At 63.8% G+C, this 24724-nt stretch carries 25 protein-coding genes, 1 other RNA gene and 1 pseudogene; 10 read left to right on the top strand and 17 right to left on the bottom strand.

From position 1 onward, the window contains the following. Window position 1 precedes the first annotated feature (1 nt). The 4 genes from CXP40_RS20780 to dnaX form a co-directional block, all read right to left on the bottom strand. Window positions 2–580, bottom strand: coding sequence for a DUF4157 domain-containing protein (locus CXP40_RS20780; RefSeq protein ID WP_106735275.1), 579 nt, complete (start codon window positions 578–580; stop codon window positions 2–4). Between the two features lie 30 nt (window positions 581–610). Further along, window positions 611–1210: a recombination mediator RecR gene (gene recR, locus CXP40_RS20775; protein ID WP_099525506.1), complete on the bottom strand. Its 600-nt coding sequence runs from the start codon at window positions 1208–1210 to the stop codon at window positions 611–613. A gap of 212 nt (window positions 1211–1422) precedes the next feature. Then, window positions 1423–1749 (bottom strand): YbaB/EbfC family nucleoid-associated protein, encoded by a 327-nt coding sequence (locus tag CXP40_RS20770; RefSeq protein WP_074940389.1) that lies wholly within the window; start codon window positions 1747–1749, stop codon window positions 1423–1425. Between the two features lie 23 nt (window positions 1750–1772). Beyond that, a complete protein-coding gene (gene dnaX / locus CXP40_RS20765; RefSeq protein WP_106735274.1) occupies window positions 1773–3857 on the bottom strand; it encodes a DNA polymerase III subunit gamma/tau in 2085 nt (694 codons plus the stop codon). Between the two features lie 465 nt (window positions 3858–4322). On the opposite strand from dnaX, the gene CXP40_RS20760 reads away from it, so the two are divergent. After that, a complete protein-coding gene (locus tag CXP40_RS20760; RefSeq protein WP_099525504.1) occupies window positions 4323–4544 on the top strand; it encodes a hypothetical protein in 222 nt (73 codons plus the stop codon). Between the two features lie 53 nt (window positions 4545–4597). After that, complete coding sequence (locus tag CXP40_RS20755; protein ID WP_099525503.1) at window positions 4598–4885, top strand: DUF3509 domain-containing protein; 288 nt, start codon at window positions 4598–4600, stop codon at window positions 4883–4885. A gap of 121 nt (window positions 4886–5006) precedes the next feature. Here CXP40_RS20755 and ffs read toward each other — a convergent pair. From ffs to CXP40_RS24300, 3 genes and pseudogenes are all read right to left on the bottom strand, one after another. After that, an RNA gene (gene ffs, locus CXP40_RS20750) (signal recognition particle sRNA small type) lies at window positions 5007–5103 on the bottom strand. A 104-nt stretch (window positions 5104–5207) separates the two neighbouring features. Next, complete coding sequence (locus CXP40_RS24305; RefSeq protein WP_371916976.1) at window positions 5208–5942, bottom strand: methyl-accepting chemotaxis protein; 735 nt, start codon at window positions 5940–5942, stop codon at window positions 5208–5210. A gap of 123 nt (window positions 5943–6065) precedes the next feature. Then, a pseudogene (locus tag CXP40_RS24300) lies at window positions 6066–6842 on the bottom strand (MCP four helix bundle domain-containing protein); the annotation flags it as partial. A 196-nt stretch (window positions 6843–7038) separates the two neighbouring features. Here CXP40_RS24300 and CXP40_RS20740 point away from each other — a divergent pair. Together CXP40_RS20740 and CXP40_RS20735 are read left to right on the top strand one after the other, a co-directional pair. Further along, complete coding sequence (locus CXP40_RS20740; RefSeq protein ID WP_106735272.1) at window positions 7039–8631, top strand: hypothetical protein; 1593 nt, start codon at window positions 7039–7041, stop codon at window positions 8629–8631. 137 nt (window positions 8632–8768) lie between these two features. After that, a complete protein-coding gene (locus CXP40_RS20735) occupies window positions 8769–9047 on the top strand; it encodes an HU family DNA-binding protein (protein WP_017677253.1) in 279 nt (92 codons plus the stop codon). 43 nt (window positions 9048–9090) lie between these two features. On the opposite strand, the gene CXP40_RS20730 is transcribed toward CXP40_RS20735, so the two are convergent. From CXP40_RS20730 to CXP40_RS20690, 9 genes are all read right to left on the bottom strand, one after another. Then, window positions 9091–9384, bottom strand: a complete 294-nt coding sequence (locus tag CXP40_RS20730; RefSeq protein WP_106735271.1) for a copper-binding protein — start codon at window positions 9382–9384, stop codon at window positions 9091–9093. Window positions 9385–9403: 19 nt separating this feature from the next. Then, window positions 9404–9898 carry a plastocyanin/azurin family copper-binding protein gene (locus CXP40_RS20725; RefSeq protein ID WP_106735270.1) on the bottom strand — a complete coding sequence of 165 codons (495 nt, stop codon included), beginning with the start codon at window positions 9896–9898 and terminating at the stop codon, window positions 9404–9406. Between the two features lie 51 nt (window positions 9899–9949). Next, window positions 9950–11362, bottom strand: coding sequence for a multicopper oxidase family protein (locus tag CXP40_RS20720; RefSeq protein ID WP_106735269.1), 1413 nt, complete (start codon window positions 11360–11362; stop codon window positions 9950–9952). A gap of 16 nt (window positions 11363–11378) precedes the next feature. Continuing rightward, window positions 11379–12779, bottom strand: a complete 1401-nt coding sequence (locus CXP40_RS20715) for a TolC family protein (RefSeq protein WP_106735268.1) — start codon at window positions 12777–12779, stop codon at window positions 11379–11381. Beyond that, complete coding sequence (locus CXP40_RS20710; RefSeq protein ID WP_106735267.1) at window positions 12766–13065, bottom strand: hypothetical protein; 300 nt, start codon at window positions 13063–13065, stop codon at window positions 12766–12768. The genes CXP40_RS20715 and CXP40_RS20710 overlap by 14 nt, the downstream gene beginning before the upstream one ends. Window positions 13066–13139: 74 nt before the next feature. Then, the gene (locus CXP40_RS20705) at window positions 13140–13544 is read right to left on the bottom strand and encodes a hypothetical protein (RefSeq protein WP_106735266.1); all 405 of its coding nucleotides are present in this window, start codon (window positions 13542–13544) and stop codon (window positions 13140–13142) included. A 68-nt stretch (window positions 13545–13612) separates the two neighbouring features. After that, entirely contained in the window at window positions 13613–15040 is a 1428-nt protein-coding gene (arcD, locus tag CXP40_RS20700) for an arginine-ornithine antiporter (protein ID WP_106735265.1), read from the bottom strand. Window positions 15041–15109: 69 nt separating this feature from the next. Next, window positions 15110–15712: a glutathione S-transferase family protein gene (locus CXP40_RS20695; RefSeq protein WP_106735264.1), complete on the bottom strand. Its 603-nt coding sequence runs from the start codon at window positions 15710–15712 to the stop codon at window positions 15110–15112. Between the two features lie 107 nt (window positions 15713–15819). Further along, a complete protein-coding gene (locus CXP40_RS20690) occupies window positions 15820–16977 on the bottom strand; it encodes a PLP-dependent aminotransferase family protein (RefSeq protein WP_106735263.1) in 1158 nt (385 codons plus the stop codon). A gap of 119 nt (window positions 16978–17096) precedes the next feature. On the opposite strand from CXP40_RS20690, the gene CXP40_RS20685 reads away from it, so the two are divergent. From CXP40_RS20685 to CXP40_RS20670, 4 genes are all read left to right on the top strand, one after another. Beyond that, a complete protein-coding gene (locus CXP40_RS20685) occupies window positions 17097–17582 on the top strand; it encodes a MarR family winged helix-turn-helix transcriptional regulator (RefSeq protein ID WP_256579521.1) in 486 nt (161 codons plus the stop codon). A 201-nt stretch (window positions 17583–17783) separates the two neighbouring features. Further along, window positions 17784–18308, top strand: a complete 525-nt coding sequence (locus tag CXP40_RS20680) for an RNA polymerase sigma factor (protein WP_371916975.1) — start codon at window positions 17784–17786, stop codon at window positions 18306–18308. Next, window positions 18305–19264 carry a FecR domain-containing protein gene (locus CXP40_RS20675; RefSeq protein ID WP_106735261.1) on the top strand — a complete coding sequence of 320 codons (960 nt, stop codon included), beginning with the start codon at window positions 18305–18307 and terminating at the stop codon, window positions 19262–19264. The genes CXP40_RS20680 and CXP40_RS20675 overlap by 4 nt, the downstream gene beginning before the upstream one ends. 80 nt (window positions 19265–19344) lie before the next feature. Then, complete coding sequence (locus CXP40_RS20670; RefSeq protein ID WP_106735260.1) at window positions 19345–21795, top strand: TonB-dependent siderophore receptor; 2451 nt, start codon at window positions 19345–19347, stop codon at window positions 21793–21795. Between the two features lie 204 nt (window positions 21796–21999). Here the strand turns inward: CXP40_RS20670 and CXP40_RS20665 are convergent, their stop codons facing one another. Beyond that, complete coding sequence (locus tag CXP40_RS20665; RefSeq protein WP_106735259.1) at window positions 22000–22647, bottom strand: hypothetical protein; 648 nt, start codon at window positions 22645–22647, stop codon at window positions 22000–22002. A gap of 143 nt (window positions 22648–22790) precedes the next feature. On the opposite strand from CXP40_RS20665, the gene CXP40_RS20660 reads away from it, so the two are divergent. Beyond that, a complete protein-coding gene (locus CXP40_RS20660) occupies window positions 22791–23402 on the top strand; it encodes a LysE family translocator (protein WP_106735258.1) in 612 nt (203 codons plus the stop codon). Continuing rightward, window positions 23402–24592 carry a benzoate/H(+) symporter BenE family transporter gene (locus CXP40_RS20655; RefSeq protein ID WP_106735257.1) on the top strand — a complete coding sequence of 397 codons (1191 nt, stop codon included), beginning with the start codon at window positions 23402–23404 and terminating at the stop codon, window positions 24590–24592. Before CXP40_RS20660 ends, CXP40_RS20655 begins: the two co-directional genes overlap by 1 nt. The last annotated feature ends 132 nt before the right edge of the window (window positions 24593–24724 follow it).

Genomic DNA, 24724 nt, shown 5'->3' with positions numbered 1-24724 from the left:
TTCATTTCTGCTCGCGCAGCGCCTTCCTCACCCGCTCGCCCATTTCGTAGGCCGGCCCTTCCACTGAATGGAAATTACGGGTGTAGCGCTGGGCGAAGCCATCGGTACCCCACTTGCGGTACTGCTGCACATGCCATAACTCATGCGCCCACAGTACAGCATCCTCTGCGGCGGCATCGTTGCTGCGAAACACCACCACGTCGACCAGCGTCACAGCCTGTACGTCGGGGTTCTGCAGCATGACGGTGGCAGCGTCCATCTCGTCGGTGATACCGACGCGATAGCGCACTTCATCGAGCAACGCATCGTCGTAGAACGGCGCGAGCTGCGCGCGAATCATCAGAGGGATCGGTTCGGTACCGGCCCGCAGAGCGGCCTGGCGAGATTGCAGCAACCACGCTTCAAGCCTGACCGCAGCCAGGTTCAGGCCATCCTCACGCATGCGTACGGGATCCGGCACACACAGGCAGGAGCTGCCCAGGCACACCTGTACCTGCCCGGCCGGGCATTGAGCTTGCGCGGCCAGGGGCGCTGCAAACAGGAGTAACAGGGTAAAACGGCGCAGAGTGTCAGCGATCACAGGCACTCCGAATCGAGAGGGTTTGACGGTTTACAGACTGATCGGGCGCCGACCAGCCAAGGCATGGGCCAGGGTACCGCCATCGACCAATTCGAGCTCACCGCCCAGTGGCATACCATGGGCGATGCGCGAGGCGATCAGGCCTTTGCCGGCAAGGATCTGGGCGATGTAATGCGCCGTGGCCTCGCCTTCCACCGTCGGGTTGGTGGCCAGAATCACTTCGCTGAAAGCACCGGCATCGATGCGCTCCAGCAGCGCTGGAATACCGATGGCTTCCGGACCCAGACCATCGAGCGGCGACAGGTGCCCCTTGAGCACGAAGTAGCGACCGCGAAAGCCGGTCTGCTCCACTGCATGCACGTCCATCGGACCTTCCACCACACACAGCAGGCTGTCGTCACGCCGCTCGTCCAGGCACAGCTGGCAGACCTCGTCTTCGCTCAGGCTGCGGCAGCGCTTGCAGTGCCCCACGCCCTCCATCGCCGCATTCAGCGCCTGCGCCAGACGCTGACCGCCACTGCGATCACGCTCGAGCAGCTGCAACGCCATGCGCTGCGCGGTCTTCTGGCCGACACCGGGCAGGATGCGCAGAGAATCGATCAACTGGCGAATCAGAGGGCTGAAGCTCATGGAAGTCCTGCAAAAGTTGGCGGGCAATGATCTGGCGGGCTAAAGCCCACCCTACGAACTGCACACGCGAGCAACACAAGTAAGAGTGGCGATCATGCGGCGCACAGGGCAAGGCGCCGGCGGACGAGGAACCGCAGTGTGCTGGAGCACATGAGGATTCCGAGTTCGCCGGCAACGCCGCCATGTGCGTCGACTGGACGGCACGTAGCCTGTCAGAAGGGCATTTTGAAGCCGGGAGGGAGCTGCATCCCTGCAGTCATGCCGGACATCTTGTCCTGGCTGTTCTGCTCAACCTTGCGCACCGCATCGTTGACGGCAGCGGCGATCAGGTCTTCGAGCACTTCCTTGTCTTCCTGCATCAGGCTGTCATCCAGGGTGATGCGCTTGACGTCGTGACGACCGGTCATCACCACGCTGACCAGACCGGCGCCGGACTGGCCGGTCACTTCGGCGTTGGCCAGCTCTTCCTGCATCTTCTGCATTTTTTCCTGCATTTGCTGAGCCTGTTTCATCAGGCCAGCCATGCCACCTTTCATCATGTCGGTATCCTCGGTGTTCAGAATTAACTGGGGGTATCGATTGGTTCGATGCTGTCGTCGCGCACTTTGGCGGCGAACTGCTGAATCATTTGCTGCACCAGCGGGTCGGCATGGATCGAGGACTCGGCGCTGCGCTGGCGATCAGCACGGCGACGAGCAGCGGCCTGTGCCGGTGTTTCCTGCTCGGGCTTGCACAGCTCGATGCGCAGTTTGATGCTGCGTCCCTGCTGCTGGTTCAGCGCATCATTGAGACGGCGCTGCTGGGTCGGGTTGAACAACGCGCTGTGCGCCGGGTCCAGGTGCAGCAGCCAGTCATCACCATTGGCTTCGATCAGGGTGCAGTTGGCGGCGATGCTACCAGTCATGCCGCCCAGCCCGAGCTGCGGGAACAGTGACAGCCACTCCGCCGCCAACCCCGTAGCCGGCTTGGCGGCCGGCAACGGTTCCTCGACCACGGAAGCCGCGGTTTCGGCTTGGCCAAAATCGTAATCGAGGGTTTCGGCGTCCATTTCGACATAGTCGTAGTCGCCAAGCGGCGGCTCGTCGTCGGCGCCATCGGCTTCCACCACGAGCTGCGCAGCCTCGCTCGGCTCCGGCGTGGCAGCCGCGGTCACGTGCAGGGCTTCAGGCTCGACAACAGTCACCTCAGGCGCGGCTGACGCGACGGTCTGAACGGCGTCGGCCACGGGCGCAACGGGTGCGGCCGTTTCCCAAGGCACATCGACGGCGGCAGACGCAGCGGGCTCAGGCTCAGGCTCAGGCTCAGGCTCAGGGGCCACGATAGCGGTCGCTGCAACCGCAGGCACAACCTCGGGTTCCGGCTCACTCACGGCAGGCTCAACGACAGGCGCTGGCGTAGCCGCGACGGCCTCAACCGGGGCAGGCGCAACAGGCGCCGGTGCGACAGCAGGAGCAGGAGCAGGAGCCGGCATAGCGGTGCCGGCCACTGTATTTTGTTGGGAATCAGCAGTGGCCTGGCTGATCCCCAAGGGCTTTAGCGTGACCTTGGGCGCATCGTCAGCGCCCCCCGGACGGAAGGCCAGCATGCGCAGCAGCACCATCTCGAAGCCACCGCGCGGTTCCGGGGCCAGGGGTAGATCGCGACGACCGATCAACCCCATCTGGTAGTAGAACTGCACATCTTCGGCCGGCAATGCCTGGGCCAGTTGCAACACGCGCTCGCGGTCGCCCTGGCCATTGTCCACTGCATCGGGTAGCGCCTGGGCGATGGCAACGCGGTGCAGGACGTTGAGCATTTCCGACAGCACGCCATTCCAGTCCGGCCCCTGCTCGGCGAGATGGCGCACCGCCTCGATCAGCGCCCGGGCATCCCCCTCGATCAGAGCGTGCAGCACGCCGTAGACCTGGCCGTGATCGAGCGTGCCGAGCATGGCGCGCACATCAGCCGCCAGTACCTTGCCTTCGCCGAAAGCGATGGCCTGGTCGGTCAGGCTCATGGCGTCGCGCATCGAACCGTCGGCCGCGCGGCCGAGCAGCCACAGGGCGTCGTCCTCGAACGGTACGTTCTCGGCAGTGAGTACGTGGGTGAGGTGCTCGACCACCCGCTCCGGCGGCATGTTCTTCAGCGAGAACTGCAGGCAGCGCGACAGCACGGTGACCGGCAATTTCTGCGGGTCGGTGGTGGCGAGGAGGAATTTGACGTGGGGTGGCGGCTCTTCCAGGGTCTTCAACAACGCGTTGAAGGAACTGGTGGAGAGCATGTGCACTTCGTCGATCAGGTAGACCTTGAAGCGCCCACGGCTTGGCGAGTACTGCACGTTGTCGAGCAACTCGCGGGTGTCTTCGACCTTGGTGCGGCTAGCGGCGTCCACTTCGATCAGGTCGACGAAGCGGCCTTCATCGATCTCCCGGCATACCGAGCAGGTGCCACAAGGGGTGGAGCTGATACCGGTTTCGCAGTTCAGGCACTTGGCGATGATCCGCGCAATGGTGGTCTTGCCCACCCCGCGTGTACCGGTGAACAGGTAGGCATGGTGCAGGCGCTGGCTGTCCAAGGCATTGATCAGGGCTTTGAGCACATGCGTCTGGCCGACCATTTCGCGGAACGAGCGCGGACGCCATTTACGTGCAAGAACCTGATAACTCATGGAAAACCGTCATATGAGGAAAGCAAAAGTGGGCTAATCCTAGCGGAGCAACCGGCAAATTGCATCCGCCACCCGCATGTGTGGAGCTGCATCACCCTGACTTGAGAAATAGTGCTGGTTATTTCTTGCACAACGCATTATCATCCGCGCCGTTCGTACCACGCTGTAAGTCATTAAGGCCTTTGCGCCCCCTCGCTGGTTTCCCGGTTCAACGCCTAGCGCATCTCTGCGCTGCCGCCCTCCCCGATCCCACCTGCTGACTGATCAGGCCGACTCGCCGTTTATCGGTGCAGTTCCTCTGCCTGCCTCCGACGTACCGACCACGCCGAAGAACCGTAACAATGGAACTTTATCGTGCTAATCAAGCTCCGATCGGTTGACATGCTATGGCCGCTTTTTGGCCAACAACATGGAGCTACACCACGCGCAACGAAGCGCACATGCTTTAAGGAAATACCTAGAAAAATGAATGCTCAACATCAAATTCAGAAAGCCATCAGCACCCTGACTCACGCCTTCGCGCCGTTCGATTGCCGCATCCAGGCAACGCGCAAGGGCAGCTTCAGCTTTACCCTGGTCGACAAGACCGGTATCGCTCAGTACAGCCAGCGTCTGTACCCTGGCCAGTACAACGACGAGTCGCTGCAACAAGTGATCGAACGCACCCGCCAGTCGCTCACTGCCTGAACCAAGTCGTCATCCTGGGGTCAAAGGTGACCAACCTCAGGATGGAGTAGGACATGGAACTCACCAACCAACAGCTCGTCGATCACCTGTTCAATCCGCTGCGCGCCAGCTTCAGCTCGCCGCGCCCGGACGGCAGCATCATCCTCGCCCTGCTCGACGAGAGCGACAGCACCGTCTACAGCCGCGTCCTGGCCAAGCCACAGGTCACCGATCAGGATGCCTTCGCCCAGAGCCTGGAAGAAATTCGCCTGGAACTGGCCGTACGCGCCGGTAATATCCCAGCCGATCTGCGCAAGACACTCAAGGAACAGGACAGCGTGTTGAATTACCGCATTGCCTGAGCCTGCAAACAGCCAAAAGCCCGCGCCCAAAGCGCGGGCTTTTTACTGCGCACAGCAAAAACCTTCAGATAGACACTGAGGATATTTAGATAGGGGGGAGGCTTGGAAAACTGGAGGTGGACCCTACCAGCCACACCCCGGCACACAATGTTCCCGCTGTGGCTGCTCCCTTCCGGGCCTGACCAGGTTAACGGGTAATCGTTGCGAGGGGACCGGCAGGGCCACCATAACGCTGCCCGCCATTGCGACGAGCCGCGCCATTGTAACGGCTAAACGTAAACTTACAACTGCTTCAAACACTTAGATACGCGAGACACTGACGTCACACGCGGAAACGTCCCACCAACTGCGCCAGCCCATGAGACAGATCGGACAGGTGCTGGCTGGCTCGCGAGCTCTGCTCGGAGGTTTGCGCCGCCTCGTTGGACAGGTCGCGAATATCGCTGATATTGCGGGCGATTTCTTCGGTGACGCTGCTTTGCTCCTCGCAGGCAGTGGCTATCTGCGCCGCCATGTCGTTGATGCGCTGCACTGAGTCACCGGTGACGCTCAGCGCCTGATCCACACCAGCGGCCTGCTCCACGCTCTGCCGCGCGCGGGTACTGCCCGAGTGCGTGGCCTTGACTGCGTTCTGCACACCCGCCTGCAGGCGCTCGATCATTTGCTGGATGTCCTTGGTCGACTCCTGGGTACGCGCGGCCAGCGCCCGCACCTCGTCGGCGACCACGGCGAAACCACGGCCCTGCTCGCCTGCCCGCGCCGCCTCGATGGCCGCGTTGAGCGCCAGCAGATTGGTCTGTTCGGCGATGCCCTTGATCACCGCCAGTACCGCGCCGATGTTGGCGGTTTCCTGCTCCAGGGTCTGGATGGTGTCGGAGGCGCTTTCCACTTCCTGAGCCAGCTGACGGATCGAATGGATAGTCGCCCCCACCACCTGGGCACCCTCGCGCGACTGTTGCTCGGCATTGCGCGCTGCATCGGCAGCGCTCTGCGCGTTTCGCGCCACTTCATGCACCGCCACGCTCATTTCGGTGGCCGCAGTGCTGACCTGATCCACCGCCGCGTGCTCGCTGTTGATCAGCCGGTCATTGGCAACCGCCAGGCCAGCCAGGCTTTTGGCCGAATCGGCGACTTCGTCAGTGACGCGGCCGACTTCCTTGATCAAGGGCTGCAGCTTGTCGAGGAAGCGGTTGAAGGCATGGCTGAGCTGGCCCAGTTCGTCCTTGGACAGCACGTCCAGACGCACGCGCAGATCGCCGTCACCATCGGCGATCTGTTCGATACGATGCAGCAGGTTGTGCAGCGGACGGGTCACCAATAGCGGGAAGCCCACCACCAGCACCAGGCACACCAGCAGGCCGATGGCGATGATCAGCCCTTGCTGCCAGGCCAGAGACTCGCCACGGGCGATGGCTTCGGTGCCCACCGCATTGGCCGCGTTGTCTTCAAGCTCACCGAGCTTGTCGATGGCACTGCGCGCCTCTTCGAATTGCGCCTCGCTGTCGGCGAAACTCAACCGACTGGCAGCATTGGGGTCGCTATTGGCCAGCTCCAGCACGCGCAACGAGGTCGCCTTCCAGCGTTCGAAACCACGGTCGAAATCGGCCACCAGAGCCAGTGCTTCGCTGCCTGGCTGCATCGCGGCGAACTTGTGCACGCGGTCATAGGCCTGCTGCAGGTTCTCGGTATGCGAGGCGCGCAACTGCGCGGCATGCGAACCGGAGTCTTCGTCGAGCAGGCTGCGCTCGGCGACGAAGGCCTGGTACAGATCCCGGTCGGCATTGAGCAGCAGGCTGATGGCCGGCAGATGGCGATTGGTCAGCGTGGTGCTGGATTCAGCGACCTGAGTGATGCCACGAACACCCAAGGCTCCCATCGTTACCAGCAAGGCGGCCAGCAATAGAATCGGCAGGGCAATCTTCCAACGAAACCCCAGATCGGTGAATGCACGCAGCATGATGGCACTCCAGCATTAGGCAGGTCTCTGTAGCTTAGTCGAGCCTTGCCAAGTCGCAGTCTGGCCGCGCAAAAATCCGGAAAACCTCCAGCGCTGAGCTAACCTTCTTCACGACCACCCGCGCCACTCGTCGCATCCCGCAGTTCGGCCATGATGAGCATTCCCGAGGCACGCGCACGCCACCTCAGGAGCAACCATGGCCAATTCGCATAGCCCCTTCCATCCGATCATCTACGTGCGTGGCTACGCCATGACCCCGGGTGAGATCGACCAGACCAGCGCCGACCCGTTCTGCGGTTTCAACCTCGGTTCTACCGTCTACCGCGCGGTAGCGGAAAAGACCCGCCAGCCACGCAAATTCGTCTTCGAGTCGCCAGTGATCCGCCTGGCCACGGAATTCGACTATCAGGACGTGTACGAAGACGGCTACGACATTCTCGACCCGGAATGGGCCGCCAATACCGACAACCGCCTGGGCAGCCGTTCGATCATTATCTATCGCTACTACGACGAGGCCTCACGGCTGCTGGGCATCGGCAGCACACCGAGCCTGGAGGTATTCGCCAGCAAGCTTGGCGAGCTGATACTCAAGGTGCGCGAGCTGATCTGCGCCAACCCCAAGAACGCCATCACCAAGGCCGACTTCCGCTGCTATCTGGTGGCTCATTCGATGGGTGGCCTGGTGTGCCGAGGCCTGCTGCAAAACCCCAAGCTGGATCCGGGTGGTGCGGCCAAGCTGGTGGACAAGGTGTTCACCTACGCTACCCCGCACAACGGCATCGATCTACTCGGCATCAACCCGCCAAGCTGGCTGAGCCTGAGCGATATCAGCAATTTCAACCGCCAGCGCCTGGCGACTTTTCTCGATCTGGAAGCCGCCTACAAGCTCACCGAACGCGTCGACTGGCTGCCCGAGGCACGCTTTGCATCCAAACGCTTCTTCTGCATGGTTGGCACCAACCGTATGGACTACGAAGCTGGCCTGGGCCTGTCGCGTACCTTCGCCGGCCATGGCAGCGACGGCCTGGTGCGCATCGACAACGCGACCCTCTGCGGCCTGGACGCTAGCAGCAAACCGACAGCGCCCTGCGCCAAGGCCTTTACCTATCGAGCGCATTCCGGCTACTTCGGCATCGTCAACAGCGAGGAGGCTTACCAGAATCTCACGCGCTTTCTGTTCGGCGATGTACGTGTGGACATCTGGGCTGAAGTCGACGCCATCACCCTGCCCAAGGAGCTGCGCAAGTCTGAGAGCCAGGGGCAAACGGTCAACGCCCTGTACCAGTTCGAAGTGCTCGCCGCCCCGCGCGGCAAGCTCTGGTACCTGAGCCGGCGTACTGCCGAAGAGGATTCAGTGGCCTGTCTCGCCCACCAGCACTGGCTCAAGGCACCGCAGGAGAACGGCAAGCTATTCCTTGGCAGCCTGTTTCTGGCTGATCGGGCGCGCGTGAACAGCAGGCGCAAGGGGCTGGCCTATACCTTGACCTTTAACGTGCGAGTGCCGGACTACGAGGTGGAGCGCAAGCTATGGGTCAACCAGCATTTCGAGGGCAGCTACCTGTTCCGCAACAGCCTGGTGCTGGAAATAACCCCGCCCAGCGCCGACAGCGGCTGGCAGGTGAGCCACGCCTGGCAGAACCAGGGGGTGCACAGCGCCGACCATAAACTCGATGGCAACCTCCAGAACGATGGAAGCCTGGAGATCGAGGTGCCGTTCGACAGCGCCAGCGAACCCGGCATCAGCGGCAGGCTGCGTTTTTTGCTAGCACGCTGGAACCACCAGGACTGATGCGACACTAAGCCCTATCGGCAGTGCCCGTTGCGGCACTGCCGAATCATGTCTTTTATGTTAGCGTTCCCACGTTTTCGACTGCGCAGATCCATATCGGCAGCATCGAACCTCTCACCTGCAAACGGAGTTACATCATGGCAATCACCAAAGACCAACTGATCAGCGACCTGGCCGAGGCCGTATCCCTGCCCAAAGCCACTGTCCGCACCCTGATCGATCAGCTGGGCGAAATTGTCGGCGACGCACTGGAAAACGACGGTGAGATCACCCTGCCAGGCATCGGCAAGCTGAAAGTGAGCGAGCGCCCGGCACGCACCGGCCGTAACCCGCAGACCGGCAAAGCCATCGAAATCGCTGCCAAGAAAGTGGTCAAGCTGGTACCTGCCAAGGCCCTGACCGACGGCCTGAACTGAGTGTTCGCCAGCCCAGGCGCAATGCCTGGGCCGGCTCTCCTGGCTACTCCACTACCTGCAGTTCGGTAACGATGTAACGGTTACCCTGCTGCTGCACTTGAAACTTCACCTTCTCTCCTGCTGAAAGCCCTTCCAGTAGTTCCGGTTTCTCGACTTCGAAGACCATGGTCATCGGCGGCATGCCGATACTGGCGATGGGGCCGTGACGCAGGGTGATCTTCTGCGCGGCGGCGTCCACCTTGCGCACCTCGCCCTGGCTCAGCGGCGCGGGGTCGGCGGCCTGCAACGGCAGACTGAACAGGGTGGCTAGCGTCGCGATCAGCAATGACTTGTTCATGCATCTTTCCTCTCGTCGGTCACTCGGCCAGCACCCGGATGGTGCCGACCATACCGGCCTGATAGTGGCCGGCGATCAGGCAAGCGAAGTCGAACTCGCCTGCGCGGTTGAAGGTCCAGATCATCTCGCCGCTCTGCCCCGGCGCAACGTGAGCCATGTAGGGCTCGTCGTGTTCCATGCCGGGAAAACGCAGCATTGACTCGGCATGCTCATCCAGGGTTTCGCGGGTACCGATGACGAACTCGTGGAGGATCTTGCCGTCGTTGCGGTGGACGAAACGAATGGTCTCGCCCTGCCTGACCTGCAGCCGATCCGGAGTGAAACGCATCTGATCAGTCATGCGGATCTCGATGGTGCGGTCGACTTCGCTGGCATCGCCGGCGATACCCCAAGGCTTTTGCTCCCTGATCGTTGAGGCGGCCTGATGCCCCTCGTGCATTTCGCTGTGGGCCAGCGCTGCCGGGCTGCCGAGCAGCCCGATCAGGATCAGAACCAGTAACTGTGCTGTTTTCATCGGTGAATCCTCGCTTGCTGTGGGGACCGGGCCGCGTGGCGGCCCGCCCCGTCAATGCCCGGCATGACCGCCGGGCTTGCGTACCTGCACTTCCACCGGTGCCTCGAGCGGTTGCTTGAGCGGCATCGACTGGCCGCCGCCGTCGTGCGAGCGGCTCGGGTTGGCCAGTGCCCCTTTCCATTCATAGGCCACCGTGCCGGCTGGGTGCTTGAACCAGCCAGGGTCGCGGTAGTCGCCGGCGGCCTGCTCCTTGCGCACCTTGAGCATGGTGAACATGCCGCCCATCTCCACCGAGCCGAACGGGCCGTCGCCGGTCATCATCGGCACGGTGTTGTCGGGTAGCGGCATCTGCATCTCCGCCATGTCGGCCATGCCGCGCTCGCCCATCACCATGTAGTCGGGCACCAGTTTGGCGATCTTGCGGGTCATGTCGCGGTGATCGACGCCGACCAAAGTCGGCACGTCGTGGCCCATGGCGTTCATGGTGTGGTGGCTCTTGTGGCAGTGCAGTGCCCAGTCGCCCTCCTCGTCGGCGATGAATTCCAGCTGGCGCATCTGCCCCACCGCCACATCGGCGGTCACCTCCGGCCAGCGCGAGCCGACCGGGGTCGGCCCGCCGTCGGTGCCGGTGACCTCGAACTCGTGACCGTGCAGGTGGATCGGGTGGTTGGTCATGGTCAGGTTGCCGACGCGCAGGCGCACGCGCTCGCCCTGGCGCGCCACCAGCGGGTCGATGCCGGGAAACACCCGACTGTTGAAGGTCCACAGGTTGAAATCGAGCATCTGCATGATCTTCGGCGTGTAGGCACCCGGCTCGATGTCGTAGGCGCTGAGCAGCAAGCAGTAGTCGCGGTCCACCTCGCTGATCAGCGGGTGGTGCTCCCTGGGGTGGGTGACCCAGAAGCCCATCATGCCCATGGCCATCTGCACCATCTCGTCGGCGTGCGGGTGATACATGAAGGTGCCGGGACGGCGGGCGACGAACTCGTAGACGAAGGTCTTGCTAGAGGGAATCGCCGGCTGGGTCAGGCCCGTCACACCGTCCATGCCGTTGGGCAGGCGCTGGCCGTGCCAGTGGATGCTGGTGTGCTCGGGCAGCTTGTTGGTAACGAAGATGCGCACCCGGTCGCCCTCCACCACCTCGATGGTCGGCCCCGGCGACTGGCCGTTGTAGCCCCACAGGTGGGCCTTGTAGCCGGGCGCCAGCTCGCGCACCACCGGCTCGGCGACCAGGTGGAACTCCTTGACGCCGTTGTTCATCCGCCACGGCAGGGTCCAGCCGTTGAGGGTGACCACCGGGTTGTAGGGCCGCCCGCTGCCCGGCTGCAGCGGCGGTTGGGTGTCGGCGCTGGCCTGCAGCACCGGTTCGGGCAGGGCCGCCATGGCCACCCGGCTGACCGCCGAAGTGGCCACCGCAGCGCCGATGGCGCCGGCCCCGAGAAAGAAATCGCGTCGTGAAACCATCTGGGAAATTCCTTGTTCAGTGGCCGGCGGCGGCCGGCTCGGCAGCAGCGGCAGGCGCCGCGCCGAGCGAGGGATTGGGGGCGCCCAACAGGGCCATGTCGAGGTCGGCGCGCGCCAGCCAGAAGGCGCGCTGCGCCTGCAGGTAGCCGTCCACCGCCTGCACCTGGCGGCGCGCGTCGGCGAGCAGGTCGAAGGTGCTGATGAACATGCCGTTGTAGCGCAGCAGGTTTTCCTCGGCGATGCGCTGGCGCAGCGGCAGCACCTCGGTGCGGTAGTGCTGCGCCAGCTCGAAGGCGTTGCGGTAGGCGTGGTAGGCCTCGCGCACCTGCGAGCGGGCGTTGATCGCCGTCTCGGCGGCGCGGTTGAGCGCCTGGCGATATTGTGCCTCGGCCCGCGCCACCTTGGCCCCGCTCCAGTCGAACAGTGGCAGCTCGACGCTGATCTCGTAGCCGCGCTGGGTCGGCTCCTCGTTGGAGCGGTTGTTGACCACGCCCAGCTCCAGCACGTTGATGAAGCGCGTGGTGCGGGTCAGGCCGAGGTTCTGCGCCAGACGCTCGGCATCCAGGCGCACGGCCTGGATGTCCTGGCGCTGGTTCATGGCCAGGCGCTCCACGTCCGGCAACTCGTCCGCGGTTTTTGGCAACGCCGGCAGGCGTTCGGGCAGACGGTAGTCGAGTTGCTCGCCCCACAGGCCAAGCAGGCGGGTCAGCTGTTCGCGGCTGCGCACCCGCGCCTGTTCGGCCTGGATCAGGCCGATGCCGGCCTCGGCGTAGAAGTTCTGCTGCTCGGCCTGCTGCAGCTTGCTGAAGTTGCCCACCGCGGCCATGCGCCGGGCCAGCTCGGCGCCGGCTTCGGCGGCGTCCAGCACCTGCCGCGCGTAGACCAGGCCCTCCTCGGCGGCGACCGCCTGGTACCAGGCCTTGCGCGTCTCGCTGGCCAGGTCGAACACCGCCAGGCTGGTCTGCCGCTGTAACTGCTCGAAGCGCCGACCTTCCAAGCGCGAGGTCAGCGGCAGGGCGATCAGCCGCGCCAGATTCAGGTGCAGGCCGCGCTCGTATTCGACCTCGCTGCCCTTTTCCAGACGGCCATAGGAGAAGCCGGGATTGGGCAGGCGCCCGGCCTGCACCCGCTCGGCCTCACCGATGCCCAGCTCGTCGAAGGACGCCTGCAGGCCACGGTTATTGAGCAGCGCCAACTGCACCGCGGCGTCCAGGCTCAGGGGTTCGCCCAGCAATTCGGCGACGCGCGCCTCGATCTGCCCACGGCCGGCCTCGTCGCGCGCCCACAGCAGTTGCTTGTCCAGCTGGCGCTCGGCGCTTTGCTGCACCGGGTCGAAGCCGCCGTCCTGGCTGAAGCCGGCGCAGCCGGCCAGCAGCAGCGCGGCACAGAGCAGTACGGCGGGTTTAATGGTGGTCATGGCCACCTCCCTCGACGGGCTCGGCGCCCTGCTCGGCCGGCTGCTCCCAGCCTTCCATGCTGTAGGTGCGCCAGCCGCCGATACGGCCGACCAGATCGTTGGCCGCGCGCCAGTCCTGCAACGGCTCGTCGGCCTGGGCGCGGTAATCTTCGAGGGGGGAACGGTAATCCTGCGCCGGCACGGCGGCGTTGGCGTCCAGCGGATCGGGCTGGGCCGCCATCAGGATGCCGGGCAGCGCCAGGGCAGTGACGCCCAGCAGCCTTCCGGCAAGGGAATGCAAAGTCATGATGTGTTCTCGCGTACGGCGGCCAGGCGGCCGCGTGAGCTACAGGCGCCGCAAGGCGGCGCTACCTAAGGGGCTCAGGCGAGAGAAAGACGCGGGGGGCGTTCGGGCGTGTCGGCCACGCCGACGATAAGGCGGTCGGGCCAGACTGCGGCTGGCTCAACGGTTTGCAGGGCGGAGTTGTTCAAAAACGCTTGGCTGGGCGCGGCGACACCGACGCAGAAGGCGCACAGGGTGCAGAGACTGCCATCGCCGAGAGCATCGCTGCTGGCCACCGGGGCGGCGTCCTGATGCGAGTCATGTGCGCTGTCGGCCGCCATGTCGTGGTGCATGGCGTGCTCGACCTGCTGAGTCGAACTCATCTGCAGAGCGCCGCTGCGATGCACCTGCTCGCATAACTGCATGCCAAGCGCCGCCATGGCCTGTGCCGGCAGGGCCAGCATCAGCATCCAGATCAGGGCGGTACGCAGGGATGTGCGCATGGGGTCGCGAGGCCAGAGTCAGAGGACGATGGAGCGGATTATCCACGCGCTGACCGCTTTGTCCAGCGCTACAAGCTCAGATGCCCGGCATACAGGCCATAGCCGGCCAGCACGGCGGTCAGCAATACGGCGGCGAAGATCGGCCATTCGTAGCGGGTGAACAGCACCTGCCCCTGCTCGCGCTTGGCCTGGCGAAACAGCAGCGCCCCCGGCGCGTAGAGCAGCGCCGACAGCAGCAGGTACTTGACCCCGCCGGCATATAGCAGCCAAATCGCGTAGCCCACTGCCAGCAGGCCGATCGCCAGATCCTTGCGGCGCAGCCCGGCCTGGTCTTCATAGGTTTCGCCGCGCAGCGCCAGCAGCAGCGCATAGACCGCCGACCACAGGTAGGGCACCAGAATCATCGACGACGCGAGGTAGATGAGCGACAGGTAGGTGCCTTGGGAAAACAGGGTGATCAGCAGGAACAGCTGGATCATGCCGTTGGTCAGCCACAGCGCGTTGACCGGCACCTGATTGGCGTTCTCCCGGCGCAGGAAGGCCGGCATGGTGCCGTCCTTGGCACAGACGAAGAGGATTTCGGCGCACAGCAGCGCCCACGACAGCAGCGCACCAAGCAGCGACACCGCCAGGCCGATGCTGATCAGCACCGCGCCCCAGCGCCCCACCACATGCTCCAGCACCCCGGCCATGGACGGGTTCTGCAGCGCCGCCAGCTCGGGCTGGCTCATCACCCCCAGCGACAGCAGGTTGACCAGCATCAGCAGCACCAGCACGCCGAGAAAACCCATCACCGTAGCCTTGCCCACATCGCGGCGGCGCTCGGCGCGCGACGAGTACACGCTCGCCCCTTCGATGCCGATAAACACGAACACGGTGACCAGCATCATGTTGCGCACCTGCTCCAGCACGCCGCCGAACTGCGGATTGCTGCGCCCCCAGATGTCACGGGTGAAGATGTCGCGGTCGAAGGCCAGGCCGACGATGACGATGAACAGCAGGATCGGCACCAGCTTGGCCACGGTGGTGATCAGGTTGATCAGCGCCGCCTCCTTGATGCCGCGCAGCACCAGGGCGTGCACGCACCAGAGCAGCACCGAGGAACAGGCGATGGCCAGCGGCGTGTTGCCCTGGCCGAAGACCGGGAAGAAATAACCCAGGGTCGAGAACAGCAGGACGAAGTAGCCGACATTGCCCAGCCAGGCACTGATCCAGTAACCCCAGGCCGAGGAAAAACCCATGTAATCGCCGAGGCCCGCCTTGGCGTAGACGTACACCCCGCCATCGAGCTGCGGCTTGCGGTTGGCCAGGTTCTGAAAGACGAAGGCCAGCGCCAGCATGCCCACCGCGGTGATGCCCCAGCCGATCAGCACCGCGCCGACATCGGCCCGCGCGGCGATGTTCTGCGGCAACGAGAAGATCCCGCCGCCGACCATCGAGCCCACCACCAGCGCGGTCAGCGATCCCAGGCCCAGCTTGCGGCTTCCTTGCGACATGGCGGCGCCCTCTTGCGGTTACCGCCAAACTCTAGTCGAGGCCGGCCGCCCTGCCAGCCTCGAAGGTACTCAACCCAGCATGGTCACGTGGCGTGGATGACTGGCGACGCGATCGAGCCAGGCGCGGACCGCGGGGAAGGCTTCCAGGCTGAAGCCGCCTTCGCCTGCCACATGGGTGTAGGCGTAAAGGGCGATATCGGCGATGGAGTAATGCTCGCCGACCAGATAAGGCGTACGTTCGAGCTGCTTCTCCATCACCTTCAGGGCCTTGTAGCCGAGCTTCAGGCAGCGCGCGTGCTCCTCGCGGCGCTCCTCGGGCATGCCCTGATAGAGCTGGATGAAACGCGCCACCGCAACGTAGGGCTCGTGGCTGTACTGCTCGAAGAACTGCCACTGCAGCACCTGGGTACGCAAGCGCGGCTCGGTCGGCAGGAACTCGCTGCCATCGGCGAGGAAATTGAGGATGGCGTTGGACTCCCACAGACAGGTGCCATCTTCCAGCTCCAGCACCGGGATCTTGCCGTTGGGGTTCTTGGCCAGGAAGGCTTCGCTCTGTGTCTCGCCCTTGAGGATATCGATGGGAATCCACTGGTACTCCTTGCCCAGCAGATGCAGCATCAGCTTGACCTTGTAGCAGTTGCCCGAGCGGTAATCGCCGTAGACCTTGAACATCGCGTTGCCCTCCCCGTGTTTCCTTCTTTTACCTGTAGGAGCCGGCTTGCCGGCGATCCGTCTTAGCAAGCGCATCGCCAGCAAGCTGGCTCCTACACTACAAGTCTCTACTTCGCCTGCGCCTCTTGAATTACCGTCGCCAACCGGCGCAGCCCCTCGCTCAGACGCTCCGGCGCCACATGGCTGAAATTCAGTCGCAGGTGGCCTGGGTTGGCGTCCGGATCGATGAAGAACGGCTCGCCCGGCATGAAGGCGACGTTCTGCGCCAGCGCCGCGTCGAGCAGCGTGCGGGTGTCGAGCGGCTGCTTCAGGGTCAGCCAGAAGAACAGGCCACCCTGAGGGATTTCCCACTCGGCCAGATCGCCGAAGTGCTCCAGCAGCGCCGTCTGCATGGCGTCGCGGCGAATGCAGTAGAAGTCGCGCAGCTCGGCCAGGTGGCCGCGGTACTGCTCGCTGCCCAACCACTGCAGCGCCTGCCACTGACCGATGCGGTTGGTGTGCAGGTCAGCCGACTGCTTCAGGCGCAGCAGGTGCGGATACAGGTCCTTGGTGGCGATCAGGTAGCCGACACGCAGGCCCGGCAGTAGCGTCTTGGACACGGTGCCGGTGTAGATCCAGCTAGCCTTCTTGAGGCGGCTGACGATGGGCGTGGCGCTACCGGCATCGAACACCAGCTCGCGGTACGGTTCGTCCTCGATCAGGGTCACGCCGAACTCGTCGAGCAGCGCCGCCACGGCTTCACGCTTGGCTTCGCTGTAACGGGTGCCGGACGGATTCTGGAAGGTCGGGATCAGGTAGGCAAAAGCCGGCTTGTGATTCTCCAGACGCTGACGCAGAGCCGCCAGCTCGGGGCCGTCAGCCTCCTGCGGTACGCTGATGCAGTCGGCGCCGAACAGTTGAAAGGCCTGCAGGGCAGCCAGGTAAGTCGGCGCTTCGAGCAGCACCTCGGTGCCCGGATCGATGAACAGCTTGGACGCCAGGTCCAAGGTCTGCTGCGAGCCGCTAACGATCAGCACCTGGCTGGCATCGCAGGGCACGCCCAGGGCGCGTGCTTCGGCAGCGATGGCCTCACGCAGGGCAGGCTCGCCTTCGCTCATGCCGTACTGACCCATGCTCGCCGGCATCTCGGCCCAGTCCACCTTCGGCAGCATCGGCTCGGCCGGCAGGCCACCGGCAAAGGACATCACTTCCGGACGCTGCGCCGCGGCAAGAATTTCACGGATCAGGGAGCTCTTCAGGCGGGCGATGCGTTCGGAGAAGGCCATGGGATGTCCTGGGGTGCAAAAGTCATTGGAATTAAGTCAAACTGCTTGACCGAAACTACGCCGCCGACCAGAGATACGTCAATATGACTGACCTAAAAAATTTCTCCGAGAAGTTTTTGATGTCGCCCGCCGAGGGCACGCAGGCCGGCCGTCATGGGGCGCAGGTCATCAAGAATTCCGCCGCTCAGCAGGCCGCCATGGAAGCTTTCTTCTTCGGCTACCAAGCCTTCACTGCCAAGCCCGACGAGATGCTCGCCAAGCGCGGCCTGTCACGCGTGCATCACCGCATTCTGTTCTTCATCGCCAAGTACCCGGGCCTGAACATGACCGAGCTGCTCGGTTACCTGGGCGTGAGCAAGCAGGCGCTGAACATGCCGTTGCGCCAGCTGATCGAGATGAATCTGGTGCAGAGCGAGGCTGCCGCGGACGACAAGCGCAAGCGTGTGCTCGGCTTCACCACCGAAGGCGCCAAACTGGAACAGGCCCTGCGCCGCGAACAAGCACGCCTGCTACAGCGCGTGTTCGGCGAGATGGGTGAAGAGGCCGTGCAGGGCTGGTTGGAAGTCAATCACGCCCTGGCACGCAGCCGCCAGGAACGCACCTGAGCATCATCGTCACACTCCCCCGTAGGAGCGAGCTCTGCTCGCGAACCCTCTTGTTCGCGAGCAGAGCTCGCTCCTACCGATTCAGCCTGCCTTTCCATTCCCCCGCACCACCGGTCATGCCACGCCAACGCGTGATTGCACCCTGACACGACCTCTGCAATCATATGCGAATCATTATCACCTTAACTTAGATCTCGCGAGGTGCGCGTGTCGGTTCAGGATTCCTGCAATCAGCAGCTGGTCGGTGTGCTTTATCGCGATCACCGTGACTGGCTGTTCGGCTGGCTGCGCAAAAGCCTGAACTGCGCGCAGCGCGCCGAAGACCTGAGCCAGGACACCTTCGTCCGCCTGCTCGGTCGCGCTGACCTGCACAACCCGCGCGAGCCCAGAGCCCTGCTTACCACCATCGCCAAGGGGCTGCTGGTCGACCAGTTTCGCCGCCATGCGCTGGAACGTGCCTATCTGGAAGAGCTCGCGCTGGCTCCGCAAGCCGTGCAACCCAGCCCGGAAGAACAGGCCCTGGCATTGGAGCAACTGACCGAGATCGACCGCCTGCTCGGCCAGCTGTCGAGCAAGGCACGCGCAGCTTTCCTCCATAACCGTCTGGATGGTCTCGGTCATGCCGAGATCGCCGAGCGTCTTGGCGTGTCCCCGTCGCGCGTGCGTCAATACCTCGCCCAGGGCCTGCGCCAGTGTTACATCGCGCTGTACGGAGCGCCGCAATGAGCCAGGTCTCGGCTCGCGTGCTCGACGAGGCCATCGCCTGGCAGCTGTGCCTGGACTCGGGCGAAGCCAGCGAGCAGCAACGCCACGACTTCACCGACTGGCTGGCCGCGCACCCGGAGCATGACCTTGTCTGGCGACGCCTCGGCGGCATCGACCAGCAGCTCTCTGCCGCCAGCGCGCCGATGGCGCGACGCGCCCTGTTGCAGAGCAGCGTCAGCCGTCGCCGCAGCCTGCGCCGCCTTGGTGGTAGCGCCCTGGGTCTGCTTCTGGCCACAGGCATAGCGCTGGTATTGCTGGCCCAGCAGCGCCCGCTGGGCGATTATCTCGCCGACTACCATACCGCCAGTGGAGAACAGCGCGACCTGCTGCTCGCCGACCGCAGCCAGGTGCGCCTCAACAGCCGCAGTGCGCTGGATATCGAATTCGACGACAACGAACGGCGCCTGCACCTGCACAGCGGCGAAATTCTGATTCAGACCGCCAAGGGCGATACCCGCCCCTTCATCGTCGAGACGGAGCAGGGACGACTGCGTGCGTTGGGTACGCGCTTTTTGGTCCGGCGCGAAGGTACTGCGACCGAACTGATCGTGCTGCAGTCAGCGGTCGCTGCCAGGCCGCTGGCCGGCTCGCAGGAACGCATCATCCACAGCGGCGAACAGGTGCGCATGGACAGCCAGCACCTCAGCGACAGCCACCCAGCGCCCATCGGCGCCGACGCCTGGAGTCGCGGCATGCTGGTGGCGGACAACCTGCCCCTGCAACGCCTGATCGATCAGCTCGGCGAATACCGCATTGGCTATCTGAGCCTCGACCCGAGCCTGGCCGGGCTGCGCATCAGCGGCAGCTTCCCACTGCACGACAGCGACAAGGCGCTGGCCGCTTTGGCGCTGAGCCTGCCGGTGCGTACCGAGCAATTGGGCCCCTGGTGGACTCGTGTGGTGCCGGCAGAAAAATAATTTTCTCCGCCCCTGTCATTTTTCTTTCCTGCTTCGGCAAAAGGACATTGAGATACATTAACTCTTAGGAGACGTTCGCAATGTCCTTCCGCCCTGCCCCTTTCCGCCACACGCTGTTGGCCCTGACCATCGCCTTTGCCGGCCATGCCGGGCTGGCCCATGCCGAGGTCTACCAACTGCCTTCCGGTCCTCTGGCAGCCACGCTCAACCAGATCGCCAGCCAGGCCGGCGTGACCCTGAGCATCGATCCAGCCCTGACCGAGGGCAAGAACTCGGCACCGGTCAGCGGCGACTACGAAGCCATCGAAGCCCTCAATCAGGCGCTGCGTGGCACGGGCCTGCAGCTGCAAGGCGGCAACGGCGGCGCCTACAGCCTGACCCCTGCGGCAGAGGCAGCAATGGCACTGCCGGACGTGACCGTGACAGCCAGCGAACAGGCCGCCGAGAGCGCCTGGGGCCCAACCCGTGGTTATCTGGCCAACCGCACCGCGACCGGCACCAAGACCGACACGCCGCTGCTGGAAACCCCACGCTCGATCTCCGTCGCCACCCGCGAGCAGATGCAGGACCGCAAGGTGCAGAACCTCGATGACGCCGTGCGCTATATGCCGGGTGTCATCGCCAGCAGCTACGGCAGCGACAGCCGCGCCGACTGGATGAAGATCCGCGGTTTCGAACCGATCCAGATGCTCGACGGCCTGCCACTGCCCAAGGGCAGCTACGCCATGCCCAAACTGGAAACCTGGAACCTGGAACGCGTCGCCGTGCTGCGCGGCCCGGCCTCGGCAGTGTATGGCCAGACCCCGCCAGGCGGCCTGGTGGATGCCGTCAGCCGCCGTCCGCAGGCCGAAAGCAGCCATGAAGTGCAGGTGCAAGTCGGTAACTACAACCACAAGCAGATCAGCTTCGACAGCACCGGCAAGATCGACGATGAAGGTCGCTTTCTCTACCGTTTCAGCGGTACCGGCCGTGACAGTGGCACCGTTATCGAGCATATGGACGACCAGCGTTTCAACCTGGCGCCCAGCCTGACCTGGAACATTGCCGACGACAGCAAACTGACGTTCCTCGGCCAGTTCAACCGTGACGATACCGGCAGCACCAGCCAGTTCCTGCCACTGCAAGGCACCAAGTTGAGCACCCCGGCCGGCAAGGTCGACTACCACAAGAACCTTGGCGACCCTGACTGGGAGTTCTACGACAAGACCTTCTATGCACTGGGTTATGCCTTCGAGCACCGCATCAACGATATCTGGCAGTTCAACCAGAACCTGCGCTACAGCAAGCTAGAACTGGATAACCAGATCATCACGGCTGGTGGTACAGCATTCTCTGTAGCGCCCGACGGCACAGTTGATCGTGGCGCTAATATCTATGATGAGAACATCAGCCACTTCGCCGTGGCCAACAACTTCCAGGCGGACTTCAACACCGGTGCAATCGGGCACACCCTGCTGCTGGGCCTCGACTACCTACGAGTGAATACTGACTACCGCTGGCAGTTCGGTGGTTCCTACCTCTATGACAACAACTGGAACATCATTGGAATTAACGTTCCTCCGAGCAACATTAACAACCCAAGCTACGGCCAAGACTTCAGTGGCGTTACCTATAGCGATCTACAGAACTACAGCCAGAAGCGCAGAAACACCGGCCTCTATCTGCAGGACCAAATGTCGCTGGACAACTGGCGCCTGACTCTGGGCGGGCGATGGGACCGTCTGGACACCGATTCGGTGTTCCACAACGCCAACGATGCCAAGGACAGCCGCCGCGACAGCCAATTCAGCGGCAATGCGGCGCTGAGCTACGTGTTCGATTCCGGCTTCACGCCTTATGTGTCCTATGCCGAATCCTTCCAGGCCGAAGCAGGCGGCAACGGCGGCGCGGCGTTCAAACCCAGTACCGGCAAGCAGTACGAGCTGGGCATCAAGTATCAACCGCCGGGCAGCGACATGCTGTTCACCGCCGCCGTCTATGACTTGACCCGGCAGAACATCGTGACCACCAACATCGCCGGCGCCACCGAGCCGGTGAGCGAGGTAGAGGTCCGCGGCCTGGAGCTGGAAGCCACCGGTAATATCACCGAGAACCTCAGCCTGACGGCGTCCTACAGCTACACCAACAGCAAGATGACCAAAGTCGGCGACCCACGCGACAAGAACCGCGCCCTGCCGCTGATCCCCGAGCATCAGGCGTCGATCTGGGCCGACTATGACTGGAACCAGGGTGTGCTGGCGGGCTTCGGCGTCGGTTTCGGCGCCCGCTTCGTCGGCTCCACCGACAACATCGCCGTCGGCAGCATGGGCTTCGCGCGTGATCCTTCCGATGGCCACAGCAGCGCCTATACCGTCTACGACGCCGCAGTGCGTTACGACCTCGGCCAGCTCGACGCCAACCTGCGTGGCGCCAGCGTATCGCTCAACGCCAACAACCTGTTCGACAAGGAATACCTGGCCACCTGCGATGGTTTCTACTGCTACGCCGGCGACCCACGCCGGGTCACGGCCAGCCTCGACTACAAATGGTGACCACCCGAAGGGCTAATGCCTGTCAGTCAAACGTAGAAAAATGACTGTGTAGGAGCCAGCTTGCTGGCGATCAAGCGTCTCGGCGAGCACCAGCCTCACAGAGGCAAAGCATCGCCGGCAAGCCGGCTCCTACAGGTCTGTAGCGCTGCCCCCGCGGTGATTTGGCCTTGTGCCCATAAGGCGGCTCTTGCCGTTTGGACGCAGTCAGTCCGCAACCCCCTGCAACTCGGCAGCGCCCTTGAAGAACACCAGCATCAGCGCCACGCCGGCCCCAAGCAACGGCAGCAACGCCACCAGCATCAACAGCACGCTGGCCAGCATCAGCCCACCGACGATATCGAGCCAGGCCATCACTTTCAGCGCCGGATAGGGACTTTGCAGCTTGAGCAACCGTATCCCCAGCCAGGTGGTGCATATGCCCATAAGACACAACAGCGCCATATAGCCGATGGTCTGCCAGTCCAATCCGGCGAACAGTTGGTCACCGAAAAGCATGTCCACTGCCTCCAGCAGCAGCGTCACCGCAAGCAGCAACCAGATCGGTACGCTGAGGTTGCGCGCGAAAAAGCGGGCTTCGGCAAAGGCTTTGAAACGCAGCAGCAGGTAGCAGCCGAGTAATGCCAGCGCCAGGCTAAGCCAGTCGGTGTAGGTAAACAGCAGTTCAGCTTCATCTGCCTCCAGCAGGGCTCCGGCAAATGTAAGCCCGACCACCAGAGCGTTGGCTACCACCGAGACCAGCGCCAGCCAGCCCAGCACCTGCAGTTGCCTGGCGCTCCAACCTGGCAACGACTGTACGCCCGCGCTGTCGAGCAACTCCACCTGCGGCGCACTGTAGGGATTGTCTGGTTGCATCGCCTTTATCCTTGTTCGGCAAAAAGCCGAGGCTAACCATCCAGGCAGCGCTTGACCAGACTGTACGGTTTAACCCAGCGGTGGCTGTACCGCGACGCCACGGCAGCCGCGCAATAGGCTTTGCCAGTCACCGGAGAACGACCATGTCCACCGAACTGCTGCTCGCCTTCATCGCCTTCGCCTTCGTCACCTCGGTGACGCCCGGCCCCAACAATATGATGCTGCTCGCCTCCGGGGTGAACTTCGGCGTGCGCCGCAGCATTCCGCATATGCTCGGCATCAGCCTGGGCTTCATGCTGCTGGTGGCTGCCGTGGGCCTGGGCCTAGGCCAGGTGTTCCAACGCCTGCCGGTGCTGCACGATGTACTGCGCTATGTCGGCGCCGCGTACCTGCTTTATCTGGCCTGGAAGATCGCCCAGTCAGGCGCACCGCAGAGCCGCGAGAACGCCGAGGCCAAGCCGTTCACCTTCATCCAGGCGGCGGCCTTTCAGTGGGTCAACCCCAAGGCGTGGATCATGGCCATCGGCGCCATCACCACCTACACGCCGCAGGATGGCTTCTTCAGCAACGTACTGTTGATCGCCGCCCTGTTTGCCCTGGTCAACTGCCCCAGCGTGGGGTTGTGGACCGTCGCCGGCAGTATGCTGCGCAAGTGGCTGGACAACCCGCGCGCGCTGCGCGCCTTCAATATCGGCATGGCGCTGCTGCTGGTCGCCTCGCTCTACCCCATCATCGTCGACACTGGAATGTTCTGATGCAAGACGCCGCCCCTACTCGTCTGCGCCCACTGGCGGACACCTCCACCTCGGCCGTGGTCGCTGGCTTCATCGCCATGCTCACCGGCTACACCAGCTCCCTGGTGCTGATGTTCCAGGCCGGCCAGGCTGCCGGCCTCACCGCCGGGCAGATTTCTTCGTGGATCTGGGCGCTGTCGATCGGCATGGCGCTGTGCTGCATCGTGCTGTCGCTGCGCTACCGCGCGCCGGTGATGATCGCCTGGTCCACCCCCGGCGCTGCGCTGCTGATCACCAGCCTGCCGCAGGTGTCCTACGGTGAGGCCATTGGTGCCTATATCCTGGCCTCGGGGCTGATCGTGCTGATAGGCCTGACCGGCACCTTCGATCGTCTGATGCGGCGCATCCCCGCCTCCATCGCCGCCGCGCTGCTGGCCGGTGTGCTGTTCAAGATCGGCCTGGAAATCTGCGTGGCCGCCGAGCAACAGCCCTTTCTGGTGATCGCCATGCTGCTTGCCTACCTGCTCGGCAAGCGCCTGTGGCCGCGCTACTCGGTGCTGTCTGCGTTGATCGTCGGCAGCGTGCTGGCCGCGCTCTTCGGCCTGCTGGACTTCAGCGATTTCCAGTTGCAACTGGCCACACCTGAATGGACCACGCCGAGCTTCTCTCTGGCCGCCGCCATCAGCATCGGCATTCCGCTGTTCATCGTCGCCATGGCCTCGCAGAACCTGCCGGGCATGGCCGTTCTACGCGCCAATGGCTATGACGTGCCGGCCTCACCGCTGCTGACCAGCACTGGCCTGGTGTCGATCCTGATGGCGCCGTTCGGCAGCCACGGCATTCATATGGCGGCGATCAGCGCGGCGATCTGCGCGGGACCGGAAGCCCACGAAGACCCGCGCAAGCGCTACACCGCGGCGGTCTGGTGCGGGGTGTTCTACGGCATTGCCGGCATCTTCGGCGCCACCCTGGCTTCGCTGTTCGCGGCGCTGCCGGCGGCGTTGATCCTGTCCATCGCCGCGCTGGCGCTGTTCGCCTCGATCATCGGCGGCCTGACCCAGGCCATGAGCGAGCCCAACGAGCGCGAGGCGGCGCTGATCACCTTCCTGGTCACCGCCTCGGGCATGAGCCTCGCCGGCGTCGGCTCGGCGTTCTGGGGCATAGTCGCTGGCATGCTGACCCTGGCGGTGCTGAACTGGGGCAAGCGGTAGATTCTCTGTAGCCCGGATGCAATCCGGGAACGCTTTGCCAGGCCGCCCCGGATTGCATCCGGGCGACGGCCTCGGTCGAAAGTGGGAAGGGCTTTAGCCGCGACTGTCGCAGGCAAAGCCCCTCCCCCATTC

It is taken from the genome of Pseudomonas sp. YY-1, from assembly GCF_002843095.1.
GTDB classification, from domain to species: domain Bacteria; phylum Pseudomonadota; class Gammaproteobacteria; order Pseudomonadales; family Pseudomonadaceae; genus Aquipseudomonas; species Aquipseudomonas sediminis_A.
This window is presented reverse-complemented; position numbering and strand designations above follow the sequence as displayed.

Coding starts and splice junctions, on each gene's coding strand:
- recR (WP_099525506.1), bottom strand. CDS start 1,210: ATGAGCTTCAGCCCTCTGATTCGCCAGTTGATCGATTCTCTGCGCATC.
- CXP40_RS20770 (WP_074940389.1), bottom strand. CDS start 1,749: ATGATGAAAGGTGGCATGGCTGGCCTGATGAAACAGGCTCAGCAAATG.
- dnaX (WP_106735274.1), bottom strand. CDS start 3,857: ATGAGTTATCAGGTTCTTGCACGTAAATGGCGTCCGCGCTCGTTCCGC.
- CXP40_RS20760 (WP_099525504.1), top strand. CDS start 4,323: ATGAATGCTCAACATCAAATTCAGAAAGCCATCAGCACCCTGACTCAC.
- CXP40_RS20755 (WP_099525503.1), top strand. CDS start 4,598: ATGGAACTCACCAACCAACAGCTCGTCGATCACCTGTTCAATCCGCTG.
- CXP40_RS20740 (WP_106735272.1), top strand. CDS start 7,039: ATGGCCAATTCGCATAGCCCCTTCCATCCGATCATCTACGTGCGTGGC.
- CXP40_RS20735 (WP_017677253.1), top strand. CDS start 8,769: ATGGCAATCACCAAAGACCAACTGATCAGCGACCTGGCCGAGGCCGTA.
- CXP40_RS20730 (WP_106735271.1), bottom strand. CDS start 9,384: ATGAACAAGTCATTGCTGATCGCGACGCTAGCCACCCTGTTCAGTCTG.
- CXP40_RS20725 (WP_106735270.1), bottom strand. CDS start 9,898: ATGAAAACAGCACAGTTACTGGTTCTGATCCTGATCGGGCTGCTCGGC.
- CXP40_RS20720 (WP_106735269.1), bottom strand. CDS start 11,362: ATGGTTTCACGACGCGATTTCTTTCTCGGGGCCGGCGCCATCGGCGCT.
- CXP40_RS20715 (WP_106735268.1), bottom strand. CDS start 12,779: ATGACCACCATTAAACCCGCCGTACTGCTCTGTGCCGCGCTGCTGCTG.
- CXP40_RS20710 (WP_106735267.1), bottom strand. CDS start 13,065: ATGACTTTGCATTCCCTTGCCGGAAGGCTGCTGGGCGTCACTGCCCTG.
- CXP40_RS20705 (WP_106735266.1), bottom strand. CDS start 13,544: ATGCGCACATCCCTGCGTACCGCCCTGATCTGGATGCTGATGCTGGCC.
- arcD (WP_106735265.1), bottom strand. CDS start 15,040: ATGTCGCAAGGAAGCCGCAAGCTGGGCCTGGGATCGCTGACCGCGCTG.
- CXP40_RS20695 (WP_106735264.1), bottom strand. CDS start 15,712: ATGTTCAAGGTCTACGGCGATTACCGCTCGGGCAACTGCTACAAGGTC.
- CXP40_RS20690 (WP_106735263.1), bottom strand. CDS start 16,977: ATGGCCTTCTCCGAACGCATCGCCCGCCTGAAGAGCTCCCTGATCCGT.
- CXP40_RS20685 (WP_256579521.1), top strand. CDS start 17,097: ATGTCGCCCGCCGAGGGCACGCAGGCCGGCCGTCATGGGGCGCAGGTC.
- CXP40_RS20675 (WP_106735261.1), top strand. CDS start 18,305: ATGAGCCAGGTCTCGGCTCGCGTGCTCGACGAGGCCATCGCCTGGCAG.
- CXP40_RS20670 (WP_106735260.1), top strand. CDS start 19,345: ATGTCCTTCCGCCCTGCCCCTTTCCGCCACACGCTGTTGGCCCTGACC.
- CXP40_RS20665 (WP_106735259.1), bottom strand. CDS start 22,647: ATGCAACCAGACAATCCCTACAGTGCGCCGCAGGTGGAGTTGCTCGAC.
- CXP40_RS20660 (WP_106735258.1), top strand. CDS start 22,791: ATGTCCACCGAACTGCTGCTCGCCTTCATCGCCTTCGCCTTCGTCACC.
- CXP40_RS20655 (WP_106735257.1), top strand. CDS start 23,402: ATGCAAGACGCCGCCCCTACTCGTCTGCGCCCACTGGCGGACACCTCC.